The organism is Nocardiopsis sp. NPDC006139 (assembly GCF_040614155.1).
In the GTDB taxonomy this organism is placed as follows: domain Bacteria; phylum Actinomycetota; class Actinomycetes; order Streptosporangiales; family Streptosporangiaceae; genus Nocardiopsis; species Nocardiopsis changdeensis.
In genome coordinates, this window is sequence record NZ_JBEXTT010000018.1 from 55776 (window position 1) to 70756 (window position 14981).

Sequence of the window (14981 nt, forward strand, 5' to 3'; positions counted from 1 at the left end):
ACCGCTTCTCCAGGACCACCTTACGACGGAACACCTCCCCCGTCGCAACGGCGGCCGCCCGGCCCGCCCCCGGTCCGCGTCCCCGCGGCGGTCAGCGGGCCGCCCGGTGCCCGCCGCTCAGGACCCGCTCGACCAGGTCGTCGGTGAGCGTCCCGTAGCCGGTGGCCGCCCACACGCTGTGCTCGGCGGGCACCTCGTAGTAGGGGACCGAGCGGCCCTCGTGCTCGGCGGGCAGCACGGTGGGCCGCAGCCGGTCGCGCACGGCGCGGGCGCACTCGGGGCACAGCGGCACGCGGATGGTGCGCAGGCCGCCGAACTCGCGCCACTGGGTCTGCCGGGTGTCGTTGCCGTGCAGCGGGTTGGCGTAGCAGGGGCGGCGCGGGGTGCGCAGTCCGGCCAGCGCGTCCTCTGCCAGGTCCAGCAGGACGAGCACGCCGACCGCGTCGGCCAGTGTGGCGCCCTCCCGGGCCATCCGGTCGTGGACGCGGGCGGCGGCGTCGCGGGCGTCCAGGGCCCGGGACAGGTTCTGCGGGGCCACCCCGGCGTCCTCGCTGAGCCGCTCCCCCAGTTCGATGAGGTCGCGCTCGCCGCGTTCGACCAGCGACTCCAGCTGGGCGCGGTCGGCGTTGTCGAACGCCGCGTGCTGGGCGATCGGCGCCGCCGGGCGGCGGCGCAGCAGCCCGCCGGGACGGGACCGGCCCAGGCGCCGGTACAGCGGGACGCCGATCCCGGCCAGCAGGGCGAGCACCAGCGCGCCGATGACCCAGGGGTTCCACCACCGCGCGGGCATGAGCGCCCCGCTCGGGGGCTGGCCCGTCCGGTCGTAGTAGGCCTGCTGCGCCGTCTCATAGGCGGCCTCGGGGTCGTCGGACAGGGCGGCCTCGACCGCGGCCTCCACGAGGGTCGGCAGGGTCTTCTGCCCGTCCATGGTCTTGTAGCTCGCGGCCAGGGCGCCGTAGAAGGCGGGCTGGGACCAGTCGTCGGGGGCCGAGCCCAGGTCGTGGCCCTCCAGGTCGCCGCGGCGGTCGTAGACCAGGAAGTGGCGCTCGCCGCCGCCCATGCGGTCGTGCACGGCCGAGGCCAGCGCCTCGCCCTCCCCGCTCCACTCGTCGCCCTCGACCAGCGGGACGACGATGACGTACAGGTCCAGGTCGTGCTGTTCGAGCACCGTCACGACGCGCTCGCGGGCCTCGGCCGAGTAGGCGCCCTCGTAGGAGGAGTCGACGTAGACGGGCGACTCGGCCAGGGCGTCGGCGATCACCTGGGCCGGGCTGGCGGTCTCCTCCGCCGCGGTCTCCCCCGCCGCGGTCTCCCCCGCCGCCGGGGACGCGGTGTCGGCCGGAGGTGCGGTGTCGGCCGGGGACGCGGTGTCCGCCGGAGGTGCGGTGTCCGCCAGGGCCGGTGCGCCGGCCAGGGCCGCGGACAGGACCGCGGGCAGGGCCAGGGCCGCGACCGTCACGCGGGCCCGCCGGCGTGCGGGGGTGCGGGGGTCAGTGGACACGGTTCTCCTCGAGCAGCAGGTCGACCAGGCGGCGGGGCAGGTGCGCCCCGAAGGAATGACGGATCCACGGGTCCTCCGGTTTCGCCCGGTAGGAGCGGACCGTGCCATCGGTGCGCAGCCGCAGGACGCGCTCGGACCGGGCGGCGTCGCCGAGCCGCGCGCACTCCTCGCACAGGGGGACCCGGCCGCCCAGGAGCCGGGACTGAACCTGTTCGGCGGCGAAGGGGTGCAGCGGATCGACGGCGCAGGGCGTGGTGTCCGCGCCGGGGTCGGCCACCGCCGCCAGCACCCGGCGCGACAGCACCGCGGCCCCGAGCAGGTCGAGCCCCTGCGGGTCGCGGCCCATGACCATGAGTGCGGCCTCGGCCTGGGGCATGAACTCGGCGGGGATCCGGCCGGGCTCCCCCTCCACCAGGGCCCGCACCCGGTCGGTCTCCTCCACGGCCAGGCGCCGCAGGACCCGGTCGTTGAGGGGGACGCCCCGGACCCGTCCCCGGGAGAGCCGGAACAGGAAGACGGCGAGGTAGCAGGCGCCGACCACGGCGGCGGCCGCGAAGGGGCCCACCAGCAGCAGGCCGCCGAAGAATCCGCCCGACCAGTAGCGCTCCGCGCGGGGCCCGGGCAGGTTCACCTCGTCGTCGGCGAACAGCGGCCGGTACCCGTCGCCGGGGGTGAACTCCATCTCCGACACGGCGGCCACCGCGGCCTCCAGGGCGGCGGCCGGGGTCTGCGACTCGTCGTAGGCCAGGGGGGACCACAGCTCGTAGGCGTCGATCTCCAGCCCGCGGGCGGCCGCCCCGAGCTCGGGGACGCCGTTGCCGGAGCCGACGACGATGTAGACGCCGTCCTCGCGGGCGACGGAGGCCAGCGCCGCGGCCAGGATATCGGGGTCCCCCTCGGCCTCGTCCTCGTGGTGCAGCGGGACCACCGCCGCGAAGACGGGGACGGGCGAGCCGGCGAGCAGGCCGGGGGCGTCCTCCAGGCCCTCGCGGCTCAGCGGCATGATCGGGTCGACGTAGAGCGGGTCCTCCGCCAGGGCGGCGGCGACGTGCTCGACCCGGCCGGTGGAGACCACGTACGGCGGCTCCAGCCGGACCAGCTCCTCGGGGTCGGGGACCTCGTGCCCGCCCACGGGGGCGTTCACCGTGTAGGTGTAGGTGGTGGCGACGAGGAGGCCGGTCGCCGAGGCCGCCGCCAGCACGGCCGCGACGGGCAGGAACCGGTGGCCGCGCCGGCCGGCGCGCCAGGTGACCCACCCGGCGCAGCACAGCAGGGCGCCGGCCACCGTGCCCACCAGGAAGCCGAGGTTCTCGGGGCCGTTGAAACGGGTGGGGTCGGTGTCGTCGCGGAACTCGGCGAGGAAGCCCTCCCCCGCTCCGGCCTCCGCCTCGGCGTACTCCGCCGGGGGCTCGGCGCCGGTCAGCCCGGCGACCAGGACCCGGGCCACCTCGTGGGCGGGGACGTCGTAGAGCTCGGCGTCGTAGACGGCGTCCCGGCCGCCGTCCACCGACAGGTCGGCCCCGTAGACGCGCAGTTCGGTGACCCCGCCCGAGGCCGGGAGGACGGCGTAGACGCCGTCGGTGCCGAGCCGGTCGTGCACGGCGGGCATGATCTCGTCCATCCCGGCGTCGCTGCCGGCGCCCAGGAAGGGTGTGACCACGACGTGGTAGGGCACCCCGAGGGGCGCGAACGCCTCGTGGATCCCGCGTTCCATCTCCTCGGGCGGGACCGGGCCGCCGATCGCGCCGTCCACCACGACCGCGGAGCCCTCGGGCTCGGCGGCGAGCAGTCCGGCGAAGTGTTCGGCGTAGGTCGCCTGGGGGGCGACCGCCGGGGTGTCGGCGCCGTCCACCGTGTCGGCGCCGCCGGGGGCGGGGGCGGTCAGGAGCAGCAGGGCCGGGGCCACCGTGAGGAGCAGGGCGCGGAGCGGGCCGCGGGCACGGTGAGGGTTGGGCATGGGCAGAGCATAGTACCCCGCTGCGGGCGCCTTCGACCCGGTTCCACCTGCTTCTTCGGCGGCCGTCGCGCCCGGGGCGGCTCCTCCCCGGGAACACGGAGGGGGCCTCCGCCGTCGGTCGGACGGCGGAGGCCCCGTGAACCGCGCGCCGCGCCGGTCGGGCGCGGCAGCGGAGTCCGGATGGCTACCCGGCGATCAGCTGGCGCAGCACGTACTGCAGGATGCCGCCGTTGCGGTAGTAGTCCGCCTCACCGGGGGTGTCGATGCGCACCACGGCGTCGAACTCGACGCCGGTGTCGGTGCTCACCTTCACCGTGGCAGGGATGCGGCCCTCGTTCAGCTCGGTCACGCCGGTGATGGAGAAGGTCTCCTCGCCGGTCAGGCCGAGGGAGTCCGCGCTCTGGCCCTCGGGGAACTGCAGGGGCAGGACGCCCATGCCGATGAGGTTGGAGCGGTGGATGCGCTCGTAGGACTCGGTGATGACGGCGCGCACGCCCAGCAGGCTGGTGCCCTTGGCGGCCCAGTCGCGGGACGAGCCGGAGCCGTACTCCTTGCCGCCCAGGACGACCAGCGGGGTGCCCTGCGCCGCGTAGTTCTGCGCGGCGTCGTAGATGAACGACACCGGGGCGTCGGGCTGGGTGAAGTCGCGGGTGTAGCCGCCCTCGGTGCCCGGCGCGATCTGGTTGCGCAGGCGGATGTTGGCGAACGTACCGCGGATCATCACCTCGTGGTTGCCGCGGCGGGAACCGTAGGAGTTGAAGTCGCGGCGCTCCACACCGTGGGCCTTGAGGTACTCGGCCGCCGGGGTGCCCGGCTTGATGGCGCCGGCCGGGGAGATGTGGTCGGTGGTGACCGAGTCGCCCAGCTTGGCCAGGACGCGGGCGCCGGTGATGTCGGTGACCGGGGACGGCTCCTGCGCCATGCCCTCGAAGTACGGGGGCTTGCGGACGTAGGTCGACTCGCTCTCCCACTCGAAGGTGTTGCCGGTCGGGGTGGGCAGCGAGCGCCAGCGCTCGTCGCCGGCGAAGACGTCCGCGTAGGCGGCCTCGTACATGTCGGCGGCGATCGCGGAGTCCATGACCTCCTGGATCTCCTCGGCGGTCGGCCAGATGTCGGCCAGGTAGACCGGCTCGCCGTCCTTGCCGATGCCCAGGGGCTCGGTGGTGATGTCCACGTCCAGGGACCCGGCCAGGGCGTAGGCGACCACCAGCGGCGGCGAGGCCAGGTAGTTCATCTTGACGTCCGGGTTGATCCGGCCCTCGAAGTTGCGGTTGCCGGACAGCACCGCGGTGACGGCCAGGTCGTTGTCCTGGACGGCCTTGGAGATCTCCTCCGGCAGCGGGCCGGAGTTGCCGATGCAGGTGGTGCAGCCGTAGCCGACCAGGTTGAAGCCCAGCTTGTCCAGGTACGGGGTCAGGCCGGAGCGCTCGTAGTAGTCGGTGACGACCTTGGAGCCCGGGGCCATGGAGGTCTTGACCCACGGCTTGCGGGACAGGCCCTTCTCCACCGCCTTCTTGGCCAGCAGGGCGGCGCCCAGCATGACCGAGGGGTTGGAGGTGTTGGTGCAGGAGGTGATCGCGGCGATCACGACGGCGCCGTGGTCGATCTCGGTCTCGGTACCGTCGGCCATGGTGACCTTGACGGGCTTGTGCGGGCGCGCGCCGTTGGCGGTCTGCGCGGGGGCGTCGGAGGCCGGGAAGGACTCCTCGACGGCCTCGTCGACGCCGTCCTCGACGTAGTTGCGGACGTCGTGGCGCCAGGTCTGCTTGGCCTGGGCCAGGACGATGCGGTCCTGCGGGCGCTTGGGGCCGGCGATCGACGGGACGACGTCGCCCAGGTCGAGCTCCAGGTACTCGGAGAACTCGGGCTCGTTGGCCGGGTCGTGCCAGAAGCCGTTGGCCTTGGCGTAGGCCTCGGTCAGGGCGACCTGCTGCTCGGAGCGGCCGGTCAGGCGCATGTAGCGGATGGTCTCGTCGTCGATCGGGAAGATCGCGGCGGTGGAGCCGAACTCGGGGCTCATGTTGCCGATGGTGGCGCGGTTGGCCAGCGGCACGGAGGTGACGCCCTCGCCGTAGAACTCGACGAACTTGCCGACCACACCGTGCCGGCGCAGCAGCTCGGTGATGGTGAGCACCAGGTCGGTGGCGGTGGTGCCCGGCTTGAGCTGGCCGGTGAGCTTGAAGCCGACCACGCGCGGGATGAGCATGGAGATCGGCTGGCCGAGCATGGCGGCCTCGGCCTCGATGCCGCCGACGCCCCAGCCCAGGATGCCCAGGCCGTTCTGCATGGTGGTGTGCGAGTCGGTGCCGACGCAGGTGTCGGGGTAGGCCTGGCCGTTGCGGCTCATGGTGACGCGGGCCAGGTGCTCGATGTTGGCCTGGTGCACGATGCCGGTGCCGGGCGGGACGACCTTGAACTCGTCGAACGCGGTCTGGCCCCAGCGCAGGAACTTGTAGCGCTCCTGGTTGCGCTCGTACTCGATCTCGACGTTGCGCTCGAAGGCGTCGGGGCGGCCGAAGAGGTCGACGATCACGGAGTGGTCGATCACCAGCTCGGCGGGGGCGAGCGGGTTGATCTTGTCCGGGTCGCCGCCCATGTCGCGGACGGCCTCGCGCATGGTGGCGAGGTCGACGACGCAGGGGACGCCGGTGAAGTCCTGCATGATCACCCGGGCGGGGGTGAACTGGATCTCCTGGCTGGGCTGGGCCTTGGCGTCCCAGCCGCCCAGGGCGCGGATGTGGTCGGCGGTGACGTTCGCGCCGTCCTCGGTGCGCAGAAGGTTCTCCAGGAGGACCTTCAGGCTGTAGGGAAGTCGGTTGGAGCCCTCCACGGCGTCCAACCGGAAGATCTCGTACGACTCGTCGCCAACGCGCAACGTGTCACGGGCGCCGAAGCTGTTCGCGGACACGGTGTCTGCCTCCTGATCTCGCCACTTTGTCCCTGGCATCCTGCCCCATCGGGTGGATGCGGGACCCACTGAGGCCGCCCTAACCGGTCGCCGGGTGGACGGAGGGCCGCGGGGGCGCCCTCCGACCGTATCCGACCTCTCGGAAGCGGCCATGGCCTGCGACGACACCACTCGCCACAGGCCAGGCGGTCCGCTGCGCGCGGACGCCCGTGATACTCGGGGCCGGGGACGCCGAGAGGTCGACGTCACACTCCCGGGCCCGGCCCGGGTCGGGGGGAACCCTCTTTTATCTTGACATCAAGCTATCCCACTTGTATCTCGATATCAAGTTATCGCGGGGGCGCCGCGCCCCGGGCCGCGGCCCCGTGTTGTTCTGAACCTCCGCTTCGCTTCGGTCCGTGCTCAGCGCCCTTTGAGGGCGGGAACCTTCGCCCCTACATCGACATCCTCGTTCCTCGGACGTCTCCTCCGGGCCTCCAGAACCCCGCCGGCGCTTCGCGCATCCTCAGTCCAGCTGCCGGGCCACCTCCGCGGCCACCAGCTCCAGGTGCTCCAGGTCCGCCATGTCCAGCAGCTGGAGGTACATGCGCTCGGCGCCCAGCTCCGCGAACCGGCCGATCTTGTCGACCACCTCGGCGGGCGTCCCGGCCAGGCCGTTCAGCCGCAGCTCGTCCACCCGGCGGCCGATGCGCTCCGCCCGGCGGGCGATCTCGGCCTCGTCGCGGCCCACGCACAGCACCTGCGCCGCCGAGTAGACGATCCCGTCGGTGCGGCCCACCGCCGCCGCAGCCGCCCGCGTCCGGTCGAACGCGGCCCCGGTGTCGGCCACCGACGAGAACGGCACGTTGTACTCGTCGGCGAACGTCGCGGCCAGCCGCGGGGTGCGGCGCAGACCGGTACCGCCGATGAGCACCGGCGGGCGCGGGCTCTGCTCCGGCTTGGGCAGCGCGGGCCCCTCCGCCAGCCGGTAGTACTTGCCCTCGTAGCGGAACGTGCCGCCGACCGGCGTGGACCACAGGCCGGTGATGATGTCGAGCTGCTCCTCGTAGCGGTCGAAGCGCTCCCGGGCCGTGGTCGGGAAGGGGATGCCGTACGCGGCGTGCTCCTCCTCGTACCAGCCCGCGCCGAACCCGAACTCCACCCGGCCGCCGCTCATCCGGTCCACCTGCGCGACCGCGATCGCCAGCGGCCCCGGGTAGCGGAAGGTCGCCGCCGTCATCAGCGTGCCCAGCCGGATGCGCGACGTCTCCCGGGCCAGACCCGCCAGGGTGATCCAGGCGTCGGTCGGCCCGGGCAGGCCGCTGGTGCCCTCCCCCATGTGCAGGTAGTGGTCCGAGCGGAAGAGTGCGTCGAACCCGAGCTCCTCGGTGGCCTTGGCCACGGCGAGCTGGTCCTCGTATGTGGCCCCCTGCTGGGGCTCAAGGAAGATCCTCAGGCGCATAAACCCCATTTTCGCCCACCCGCGGGGGCGATCTCCCCCCGGCGCGCGGGTAGCTTCGAAAAGGCCGCACACCGATGAACCGCCCTTCGGGCCCCGAGCGATAGACCGACCGTGAAGCTGTTCCGACGCGCGCACCGCCGCGCACCCTCCTACGGCCCCGAGAGCGCCGACCCGGTGCTGCTGACCGCCGTCGCGGCGGGCGAGGCCGAGGCCCTGGAGATCCTGCACCGCAGGCACGCGCCCTGGCTGCGGGCGCGTCTGAACTACCGCTGTTCCGACGCCGACCAGGTCGACGCCGCGCTCCAGGAGACCTTCCTGGCCGTATGGAGGAACGCGGGCTCCTTCACCCCCCGCCCCGGCGACACCGACGCCGGGGCCTGGCTGTGGACCATCGCCATCCGCCAGCTCATCTCGCAGCTGCGCCGGCGGGCCAACCGGTGGATCTCCGACATCGAGGCCGAGCCCTACGAGACCATCGGGGACGCCTCGGCCGAGGACACCGTGCTGCTCAACATCGAGCACGGCCCCCTGGGCGCGGCCCTGCACACCCTGTCCCCCGAGCTGCGGGCCGCCATACAGGCGACCGTGCTGGACGGGCTCACGGTGCGCGAGGCCGCACAGATTCTCCAGATCCCCGAAGGCACCGTGAAGACACGGGTGATGCGCGCCAAGGCGCGCCTGCGGGAGGCATTGACGTCATGAGCGGTTGGCACCTGACCCCGGCCCAGGCCCACGACTACGCGGCCCGGAGAAGCGACGAGATCACCGCGATGTCGGTGGAGGCCCATCTGATGCACTGCGCGCCCTGCCGGTCCCTGCTGCCAGCGGACGAGTCGTGGCTGGCCGACAGCTGGGCGTCGCTGCGCGACGTCGTCGACCGGCCCCGGCGCGGCCCGGTCGAGACCCTGCTGGCCTCCGTCGGCCTGCGCGCGGAGACCGCCAAACTCCTCGCCGCGACCCCGCGGCTCTACCAGGCCTGGCTCGTCTCCACCGTGGTGGTCCTGGGGGCCGCCCTGCTGGCCGCGCACCTGCTGCCGCGCGGCTCGCTGATGTTCTTCTTCCTGGCGCCGGTGGTCCCGCTGGTCGGCGTGGCCCTGGCCTACGGGCGGGGGGTCGACCCCGCGCACACCCTGGCCTCGGTCACGCCCATGGCCGGGCAGCGGCTGCTGTTCCTGCGCACCTGCGCGGTCCTGGTCCCGGCCCTGCTGCTGTGCACCGGCGCGGCGCTGATGCTGCCGCACACCACCACCGCCTGGGACGCGGTCTTCTGGCTGCTGCCCTCCCTGACCCTGGTCGCGGGCTCGCTCCTGCTGGGCCACTGGATCCACCTGAGCGCGGCCTCGGGGATCGTGGGCGTCCTGTGGCTGGCGGTCCTGGGCCTGGTGTCCCTGTCCGGGCAGACGGTCCCCGTCGGGGTGTTCGCCCCCCAGGCCCAGGCGTGCTGGGGCGCGGCCCTGGCCGCCCTGGTCGGCCTGCTGCTGCTCCGGGTGAGGATGGCATGACCGCGGTCCCCGACGGCCGGGTGGTCCTGCGCGGGGTGACCCGCAGGTACGGCACCCGGACCGCCCTGGACGGGGTGGACCTGGACCTGGGTCCGGGGGTGACCGGCCTGCTGGGCCGCAACGGCGCCGGCAAGACCACCCTGATGCGCTGCCTGGCCACCGACCTGGACGCCGGCTCCGGGGAGGTGCGCCTGCTCGGCCTGGACCCGTCCCGGGCGCCCGAGCGCACCGACATCCGGCGGCGGCTGGGCTACCTGCCGCAGAACCCCGACTTCTACCCGCACTTCACCGCGTTCGCCCTGCTCGACTACATGGCCGTGCTCAAGGAGCTGGGCGGCCGCCGGGCCCGGCACGACGAGGTGCGCCGGGTGCTGCGCCAGGTCGGGCTGTACGACCGGCGGCACAGCCGGGTGCGCCGCCTGTCGGGCGGCATGCGCCAGCGCCTGGCCCTGGCCTCGGCCCTGATGGGCGACCCCGACCTGCTGCTGCTGGACGAGCCGACGGTGGGGCTGGACCCCGAGCAGCGCATCCGGTTCCGCAACCTGGTGTCCCGCCTGGCCGTGGACAGCACCGTCGTGCTGTCCACCCACCAGATCGAGGACGTGGCCGCGCTGTGCGGGCACATCGTGTGCCTGGACAGGGGGCGGGTCGTCTTCGACGGCGCCCCCGGCGCCCTGCTGGACCGCGCCCGCGGGCACGTGTGGGAGGGCCCCGGCGACCCGGGCAGCGGCCTGACCTCCTGGCGGCTGCCCGACGGGCGCCACCGGGTCCTGACCCCGGGTTCGCCGCTGCCGCCCGGGGACGCCTTCGGCGCGGTGGAGCCCACCCTGGAGGACGCCTACCTGCTGCTCGTCGGCGTTTCGGGGACCGAGCCCGCCGGGGCCGCGCGGTGAGGCGCACCGCCACCTTCGTCCGGCTGACCCTGTTCAACGCCGCGCGGCTGCTGCGCGGGCCGTTCCTGCTGCCCGCCTCGGCGCTGTTCCTCGCGTACTTCGTGTGGTCGGGCTCCTACCCCGGCCAGTCGGTGGACTCCTGGTACGGCGACATGTCCACGTCGGCCCTGTTCATCGCCGCGATCGGGTTCGGCGCCGTGACCCCCTCCGCCGTGCGCGAGGCCCGCCACCCGGTCGTCTCCGCGACCCCGCTGGGCCGTACCGGCAGGCTCATGTCCCTGGCGCTGTCCGCCGTGCTCCTGCTGTGGGCGATCCTGGCCGGGCTGGGGCTGTGGCTGTGGCTGGCCGCCGAACCCCTGCCGCCCGCCGGGATCATGAGCCCGCTCGCGCTCCCGGTGCCCTTCCTTGTGACGGCCGCCGGACCGTTCGGGGCGCTGCTCCTGGTCCTGTGGACCCGGTCGTACCTGCCGCTGGTCCTCCTCGCGCTCTGCCTGCCGCTGTACCTGGTCTACAACGGCATCCTGCTCTCGGAGCGGCTCAACAGCGCCGTGTCGCGCGCGACCATGGCCCTGCAGCAGGTCGTCAGCCCCTTCCCCGGCTTCTCGGTGTCCCTGTCCCTGGTGACCCTCTACTCGCTGGCCTACACCTGCCTGCTGACGGCCGCGCTGGTGGTGCTGACACTGGGCGCCCGGCACCGCGTCCGGGTCGTGGTCGCCACGTCGGTCACCGCGGCCCTGCTGGCGGCCGGGGCCCTGGGGGTGGCCGTCCACGGCAACGCGACGGTGTGGCGCGACGGGATGCCGGACCCGCAGGGGTACGCCGACGACGAGGTGTACGGGGTGGAGGGCCCCTGGCCCTGCCGGGAGGTCGAGGGCGTCACCTACTGCCCGCTGCCCGGCTACGACTCCTGGGTCGCCTCCTGGCACGACACCCTGGAGCCGGTCCTGGACGAGCTGCCCGAGGAGGCGCGGGCCGACGCCCCGGTGGTGTGGCAGGACGCCGGCTGGTACACCCGCGAGTTCGACGTCCCCAGGCCGGCCGTGACCGTCCACGAGTACATGGACCCGGAGATACAGCCGTGGCAGTCGTACCTGTACTCGGCGTTCGCCCGAAAGACGCTCGGGATGTCGCTCGACCCGCCCTCCCCCTACGGGCTGGACGACTGCCGGGGCACCGGGCAGGCCCGGACCGTCGTGGTCGCCTGGGTCGTGGACCGCGCCGTCGCCTCCCACCGCCCCGACGACCTCTACCTGCGGATCGACACGATGGCGATCACCCTGACCGACCTGGCACCCTCCCCCGCCGACCTGGTCCTGGGGCGGCGGGTCGTCTCGGTGCCCCCGGAACGGATGCACGCGCTGCTGGAGGAGCACTGGGAGCGGATCTCCTCCGGCGAGATGAGCACCCTGGAGCTGGCCGCGCTGCTGGAGATCCCCATCGCCCAGGAGCAGGACCGGCCCGCCGAGACCGCCGAGTGGAACACCGCGTTCTCCGACGTGGAGCCCAACCTGTACGAGCCCTGGAACCTGCACGCCCCGCTGTGCCCCGCGGGCGGCTGACCGGCCGGCGCCCCGCGGACCCGGGGGACACCGTTCCCCGGGCGGGTGCGCCCTTTCCCGTCGCTTTGCCCGCCGATGCCTAGACTCGCGATCATCCCTGGCTTCCCGGCCGCGCGCCGGCTCCTTCGCGAGGTGGGCACCCGTTGAGTCTTCGCCGTACCGTCTCCTGCGCGATCGCCCTGGGCGTCGCCGCCGCCCCGGCGGCGGCCGTACCCGCCCTCGCCGCGCCGGTGTTCCCGGCGACGGCGGGCGCCACTCTGGTCGGCCTGTCCGTGGCACCCGAGGCGGGCGGCGCCGAGGGGCTGTGGGGCACCGTCTACGTCAGCTCCGAGGTCGGCGGGGAACGGCTCGCCGCCGACACCGCCAGCGACCCGAGCGGGCTGCTCGAACCGGTGTCGGTGGTGGGGCCCGCCGAGGCGACGGTCAACACCACCGCGCGGGACGGGGGGCGGGCCGAGGCCGTGGCCGAGCTGGGCGGGCTCACCCTGACCCTGTCCGGCACCGACACGCCCGCGGTCGAGGTCGGGCCGCTGCGCAACTCGATCACCTGCGACTTCTCCGGGAACCTGGAGTGGGAGAGCGGGCCGGACCCCGAACGGGTCGTCACGGTGTTCGGGACCGCGCTCACCCCGTCCGGCGGCGAGGCCTCCGCCGAGGTCGAACTGGCCGACGGGAGGACCGCCGAGGTGACGGTGACCGACCACGCCCCGGCCGAGGGGGACACCGGCGAGGGCCGGATGTACACCGGCGTCACGGCGACCGTCGACGGCGCCGAGCTGTTCGACCTGACGATGGCGGCCGTGTCGGTGGAGTGCCCCACCGACGGCGGGGCCGAGGACGCCCCGGCCTCCGGGGAGCGGGGCGGCGGGGACCCGTCGGAGGAGGCGTCCTCCCAGGAGGAGGCGTCCCCGGACCCGGACACCGAAAGCCCCTCCCCGGAGGGCGGGACCCCCGGCGCCGACGCCCCCGACGAGGGCACCGGCCCCGGGACGGACGGTCCCACTCCGACCTCCGCCCCGGCGGCCGACGACGGGGGCGCCGGCCCGGGGGGCCTGCCGATCACCGGCGCCGCCCTGGCCGGGCTGGTCACCGCCGGCGTGCTGGCGGTCGGCGGCGGCGCGGCCGCGGTCTACCTGGCCCGCCACCGTTCCCACGGCCACGGCGACCGGGACACCCGGCCCCCGTCGGAGGAGCCGTAGGACTCGACGAAGCGCTTCTGGCGGCGGGTCTCGACGGCGTGCGGGGAGTAGTGCTCGCGCACGTAGGCGACGGCGTCGGCGGCCGGGACCCCGTCGAGGACGGCCAGGCAGGCCAGGGCGGTCCCGGTGCGGCCGCGGCCGCCCAGGCAGGCGAACTCCACCCGCTCGTCGGCGGCGCGCTCCAGGGCCCCGGCCAGCTCCCGGGTCAGGGCCTCGGGGTCGGCGGGCAGCCGGAAGTCGGGCCAGCGCACCCAGCGGGACTCCCAGGGGACCGGCGGCGGGGCCTTGTGGAAGAGGTACACGCCCAGGTCGGGCACGGGGCCCTCCGGCAGGGGACGGGCGAGCGGGCGGCCCCGGACCAGGCGGCCCGAGGGCAGGCGCAGAACGCCCGCGGCTCCGGGGTTCCAGGTGGTGGTCATCCGGTGAGACTAGCGTCCCGTCCGCCGCCCCGGAAAGAGTCCGATGACCGGAGGTGTACTAGGCTGCCCCCGTGAAGAACACGCACTGGCACGTCGTGCTGCCACCCCCGTGCGCCTGACCGGGCGCACCGCACTCCCGAGCTGAGCGAGTCCCGACCGCACCGCGGTCGGCCGCCGTCGTGCGCCCGCACCGGACGTCCCCAGACGCACGATGACGGAGAGAAACACGACCGTGTCGCACGACCTTTCTTCACCGACCCCCGCCCTCACCCTGCTCCGGGGCCCGCTGCCGATCCTGGCGGCGGCCGTCCTGTGGGGCACCACCGGCACCGCCGCCACCCTGGGCGCCTCCCACGCGCCCGCCGCCGCGGTGGGCTCCGCCGGGCTCGTCCTGGGCGGGTTCCTGCTGTTCCTGACCGGCCGGGGCGCCTGGGCGCTCCTCGCCCGCGGGGACCGGTCCACCCGCCGCACGCTGGCCCTGGGCGCGGTGGCGGTGGCCGGATACCCGCTGACGTTCTACCCGGCCGTGTCCGAGGCCGGGGTGGCGGTCGCCACCGTGATCACCCTGGGCTCCTCGCCGGTGTTCTCCGGGCTGCTCGCCTGGTGGGCCGACCGGCGGCGGCCCGACCCGCGCTGGACCGTCGCCACCGCCGCGGCCGTGGCCGGCTGCGCGGTGCTGGTCCTGGGTTCTGAGGACGGGGGCACCGACCCGGTGCGCCCGCTGGGCGTGCTCGCCGCGCTGGCGGCCGGGTTCTCCTACTCCGCGTACGCCCTCATCGCCGAACGCCTCATCCGGCGCGGCCACGGGTCGTCCGCGGTGATGGGCGCCCTGTTCCTGGGCGGCGGGCTGCTGGCGCTGCCGGTGGTCGCCGCCCTGGGCGCGGGCTGGCTGGCCACCGGGAGCGGCGCGGCGGTCGCCCTGTACCTGGCGGTGTTCACCGTGTTCCTCGCCTACCGGCTGTTCGGGCAGGGACTGCGGCACACCCCGGCGGTGGTGGCCACCACCTTGACCCTGGCCGAACCGGCGGTGGCGGCCCTGCTGGGCGTCCTGGTGCTGCACGAGCGCCTGGCCCCGGCCTCCTGGACCGGCCTGGCCGTCCTGGTGCTGGGCCTGGCGGTGCTGCGCGCCCCCTCCCCGCGCCGTCCCTGACGCCCGGCGCACCCGCGGCACCCGGACGGCGGGGCGGCCCGCCGTCCGGGTGCCCGCGTCAGTCCTCGCCGGATCGGTCCCCGACGGTGACGTCGACCTTGTCCGGGTAGAAGGCGGCGTGGCCGGCGATCCGCGCGACCGCCGGGTAGGGCTCCTCGTAGACCCACAGGGCGTCGGCCAGCTCCACCCCGTCGACCGTGAGGGCGCGGTAGGTGGCGGTGCCCTTGTAGGGGCAGTAGGTGGTGGTCGGGGTGGGGCTCAGCAGCGCGGGGTCCACGTCGGCCAGCGGGATGTACTGCACCGGCGGGTAGGAGGCCTCCCTGAGCGTCAGCGCGGCCGCGGTGTCGGCGACGACCCGGCCGCCGACCCGCGCGACCACGCGCGCGCCGGTGGGCTCGATGGTGATGGGGTGGTCGGGTCCGGGGACCCGCATCCGTCCGGTCATGTGCGTC

The 14981-nt window shown here is 74.5% G+C and carries 12 protein-coding genes; 6 read left to right on the forward strand and 6 right to left on the reverse strand.

Features of this window, described 5'->3' with window-relative positions:
- Positions 1-91 precede the first annotated feature (91 nt).
- The 4 genes from ABZ249_RS22415 to ABZ249_RS22430 all read right to left on the reverse strand — a co-directional run bounded on the left by ABZ249_RS22415 (position 92) and on the right by ABZ249_RS22430 (position 7807).
- Entirely contained in the window at positions 92-1501 is a 1410-nt protein-coding gene (locus ABZ249_RS22415) for a hypothetical protein (RefSeq protein ID WP_355266137.1), read from the reverse strand.
- Positions 1491-3458, reverse strand: coding sequence for a hypothetical protein (locus ABZ249_RS22420; protein ID WP_355266140.1), 1968 nt, complete (start codon positions 3456-3458; stop codon positions 1491-1493). The genes ABZ249_RS22415 and ABZ249_RS22420 overlap by 11 nt, the downstream gene beginning before the upstream one ends.
- Before the next feature lie 184 nt (positions 3459-3642).
- Positions 3643-6366 carry an aconitate hydratase AcnA gene (acnA, locus tag ABZ249_RS22425; RefSeq protein ID WP_355266143.1) on the reverse strand — a complete coding sequence of 908 codons (2724 nt, stop codon included), beginning with the start codon at positions 6364-6366 and terminating at the stop codon, positions 3643-3645.
- 505 nt (positions 6367-6871) lie between these two features.
- Positions 6872-7807 (reverse strand): LLM class F420-dependent oxidoreductase, encoded by a 936-nt coding sequence (locus ABZ249_RS22430; RefSeq protein ID WP_355266146.1) that lies wholly within the window; start codon positions 7805-7807, stop codon positions 6872-6874.
- Positions 7808-7918: 111 nt separating this feature from the next.
- On the opposite strand from ABZ249_RS22430, the gene ABZ249_RS22435 reads away from it, so the two are divergent.
- The 5 genes from ABZ249_RS22435 (at position 7919) to ABZ249_RS22455 (ending at position 12960) form a co-directional block, all read left to right on the forward strand.
- Positions 7919-8509: an RNA polymerase sigma factor gene (locus ABZ249_RS22435; protein ID WP_355266148.1), complete on the forward strand. Its 591-nt coding sequence runs from the start codon at positions 7919-7921 to the stop codon at positions 8507-8509.
- Positions 8506-9309 carry a zf-HC2 domain-containing protein gene (locus ABZ249_RS22440; protein WP_220560192.1) on the forward strand — a complete coding sequence of 268 codons (804 nt, stop codon included), beginning with the start codon at positions 8506-8508 and terminating at the stop codon, positions 9307-9309. Before ABZ249_RS22435 ends, ABZ249_RS22440 begins: the two co-directional genes overlap by 4 nt.
- Positions 9306-10202 carry an ATP-binding cassette domain-containing protein gene (locus tag ABZ249_RS22445; protein ID WP_355266152.1) on the forward strand — a complete coding sequence of 299 codons (897 nt, stop codon included), beginning with the start codon at positions 9306-9308 and terminating at the stop codon, positions 10200-10202. Before ABZ249_RS22440 ends, ABZ249_RS22445 begins: the two co-directional genes overlap by 4 nt.
- Positions 10199-11761 carry a hypothetical protein gene (locus ABZ249_RS22450; RefSeq protein ID WP_355266155.1) on the forward strand — a complete coding sequence of 521 codons (1563 nt, stop codon included), beginning with the start codon at positions 10199-10201 and terminating at the stop codon, positions 11759-11761. Before ABZ249_RS22445 ends, ABZ249_RS22450 begins: the two co-directional genes overlap by 4 nt.
- Positions 11762-11904: 143 nt before the next feature.
- Positions 11905-12960 (forward strand): hypothetical protein, encoded by a 1056-nt coding sequence (locus tag ABZ249_RS22455; protein ID WP_355266158.1) that lies wholly within the window; start codon positions 11905-11907, stop codon positions 12958-12960.
- On the opposite strand, the gene ABZ249_RS22460 is transcribed toward ABZ249_RS22455, so the two are convergent.
- Positions 12891-13379, reverse strand: coding sequence for a protein phosphatase (locus tag ABZ249_RS22460; protein WP_355266161.1), 489 nt, complete (start codon positions 13377-13379; stop codon positions 12891-12893). The genes ABZ249_RS22455 and ABZ249_RS22460 overlap by 70 nt on opposite strands.
- Before the next feature lie 211 nt (positions 13380-13590).
- On the opposite strand from ABZ249_RS22460, the gene ABZ249_RS22465 reads away from it, so the two are divergent.
- Positions 13591-14529, forward strand: coding sequence for an EamA family transporter (locus ABZ249_RS22465; RefSeq protein ID WP_355266164.1), 939 nt, complete (start codon positions 13591-13593; stop codon positions 14527-14529).
- 58 nt (positions 14530-14587) lie between these two features.
- Here ABZ249_RS22465 and ABZ249_RS22470 read toward each other — a convergent pair whose 3' ends face one another.
- Positions 14588-14974 carry a DUF427 domain-containing protein gene (locus tag ABZ249_RS22470; RefSeq protein ID WP_355266167.1) on the reverse strand — a complete coding sequence of 129 codons (387 nt, stop codon included), beginning with the start codon at positions 14972-14974 and terminating at the stop codon, positions 14588-14590.
- Between the last annotated feature and the right edge of the window lie 7 nt (positions 14975-14981).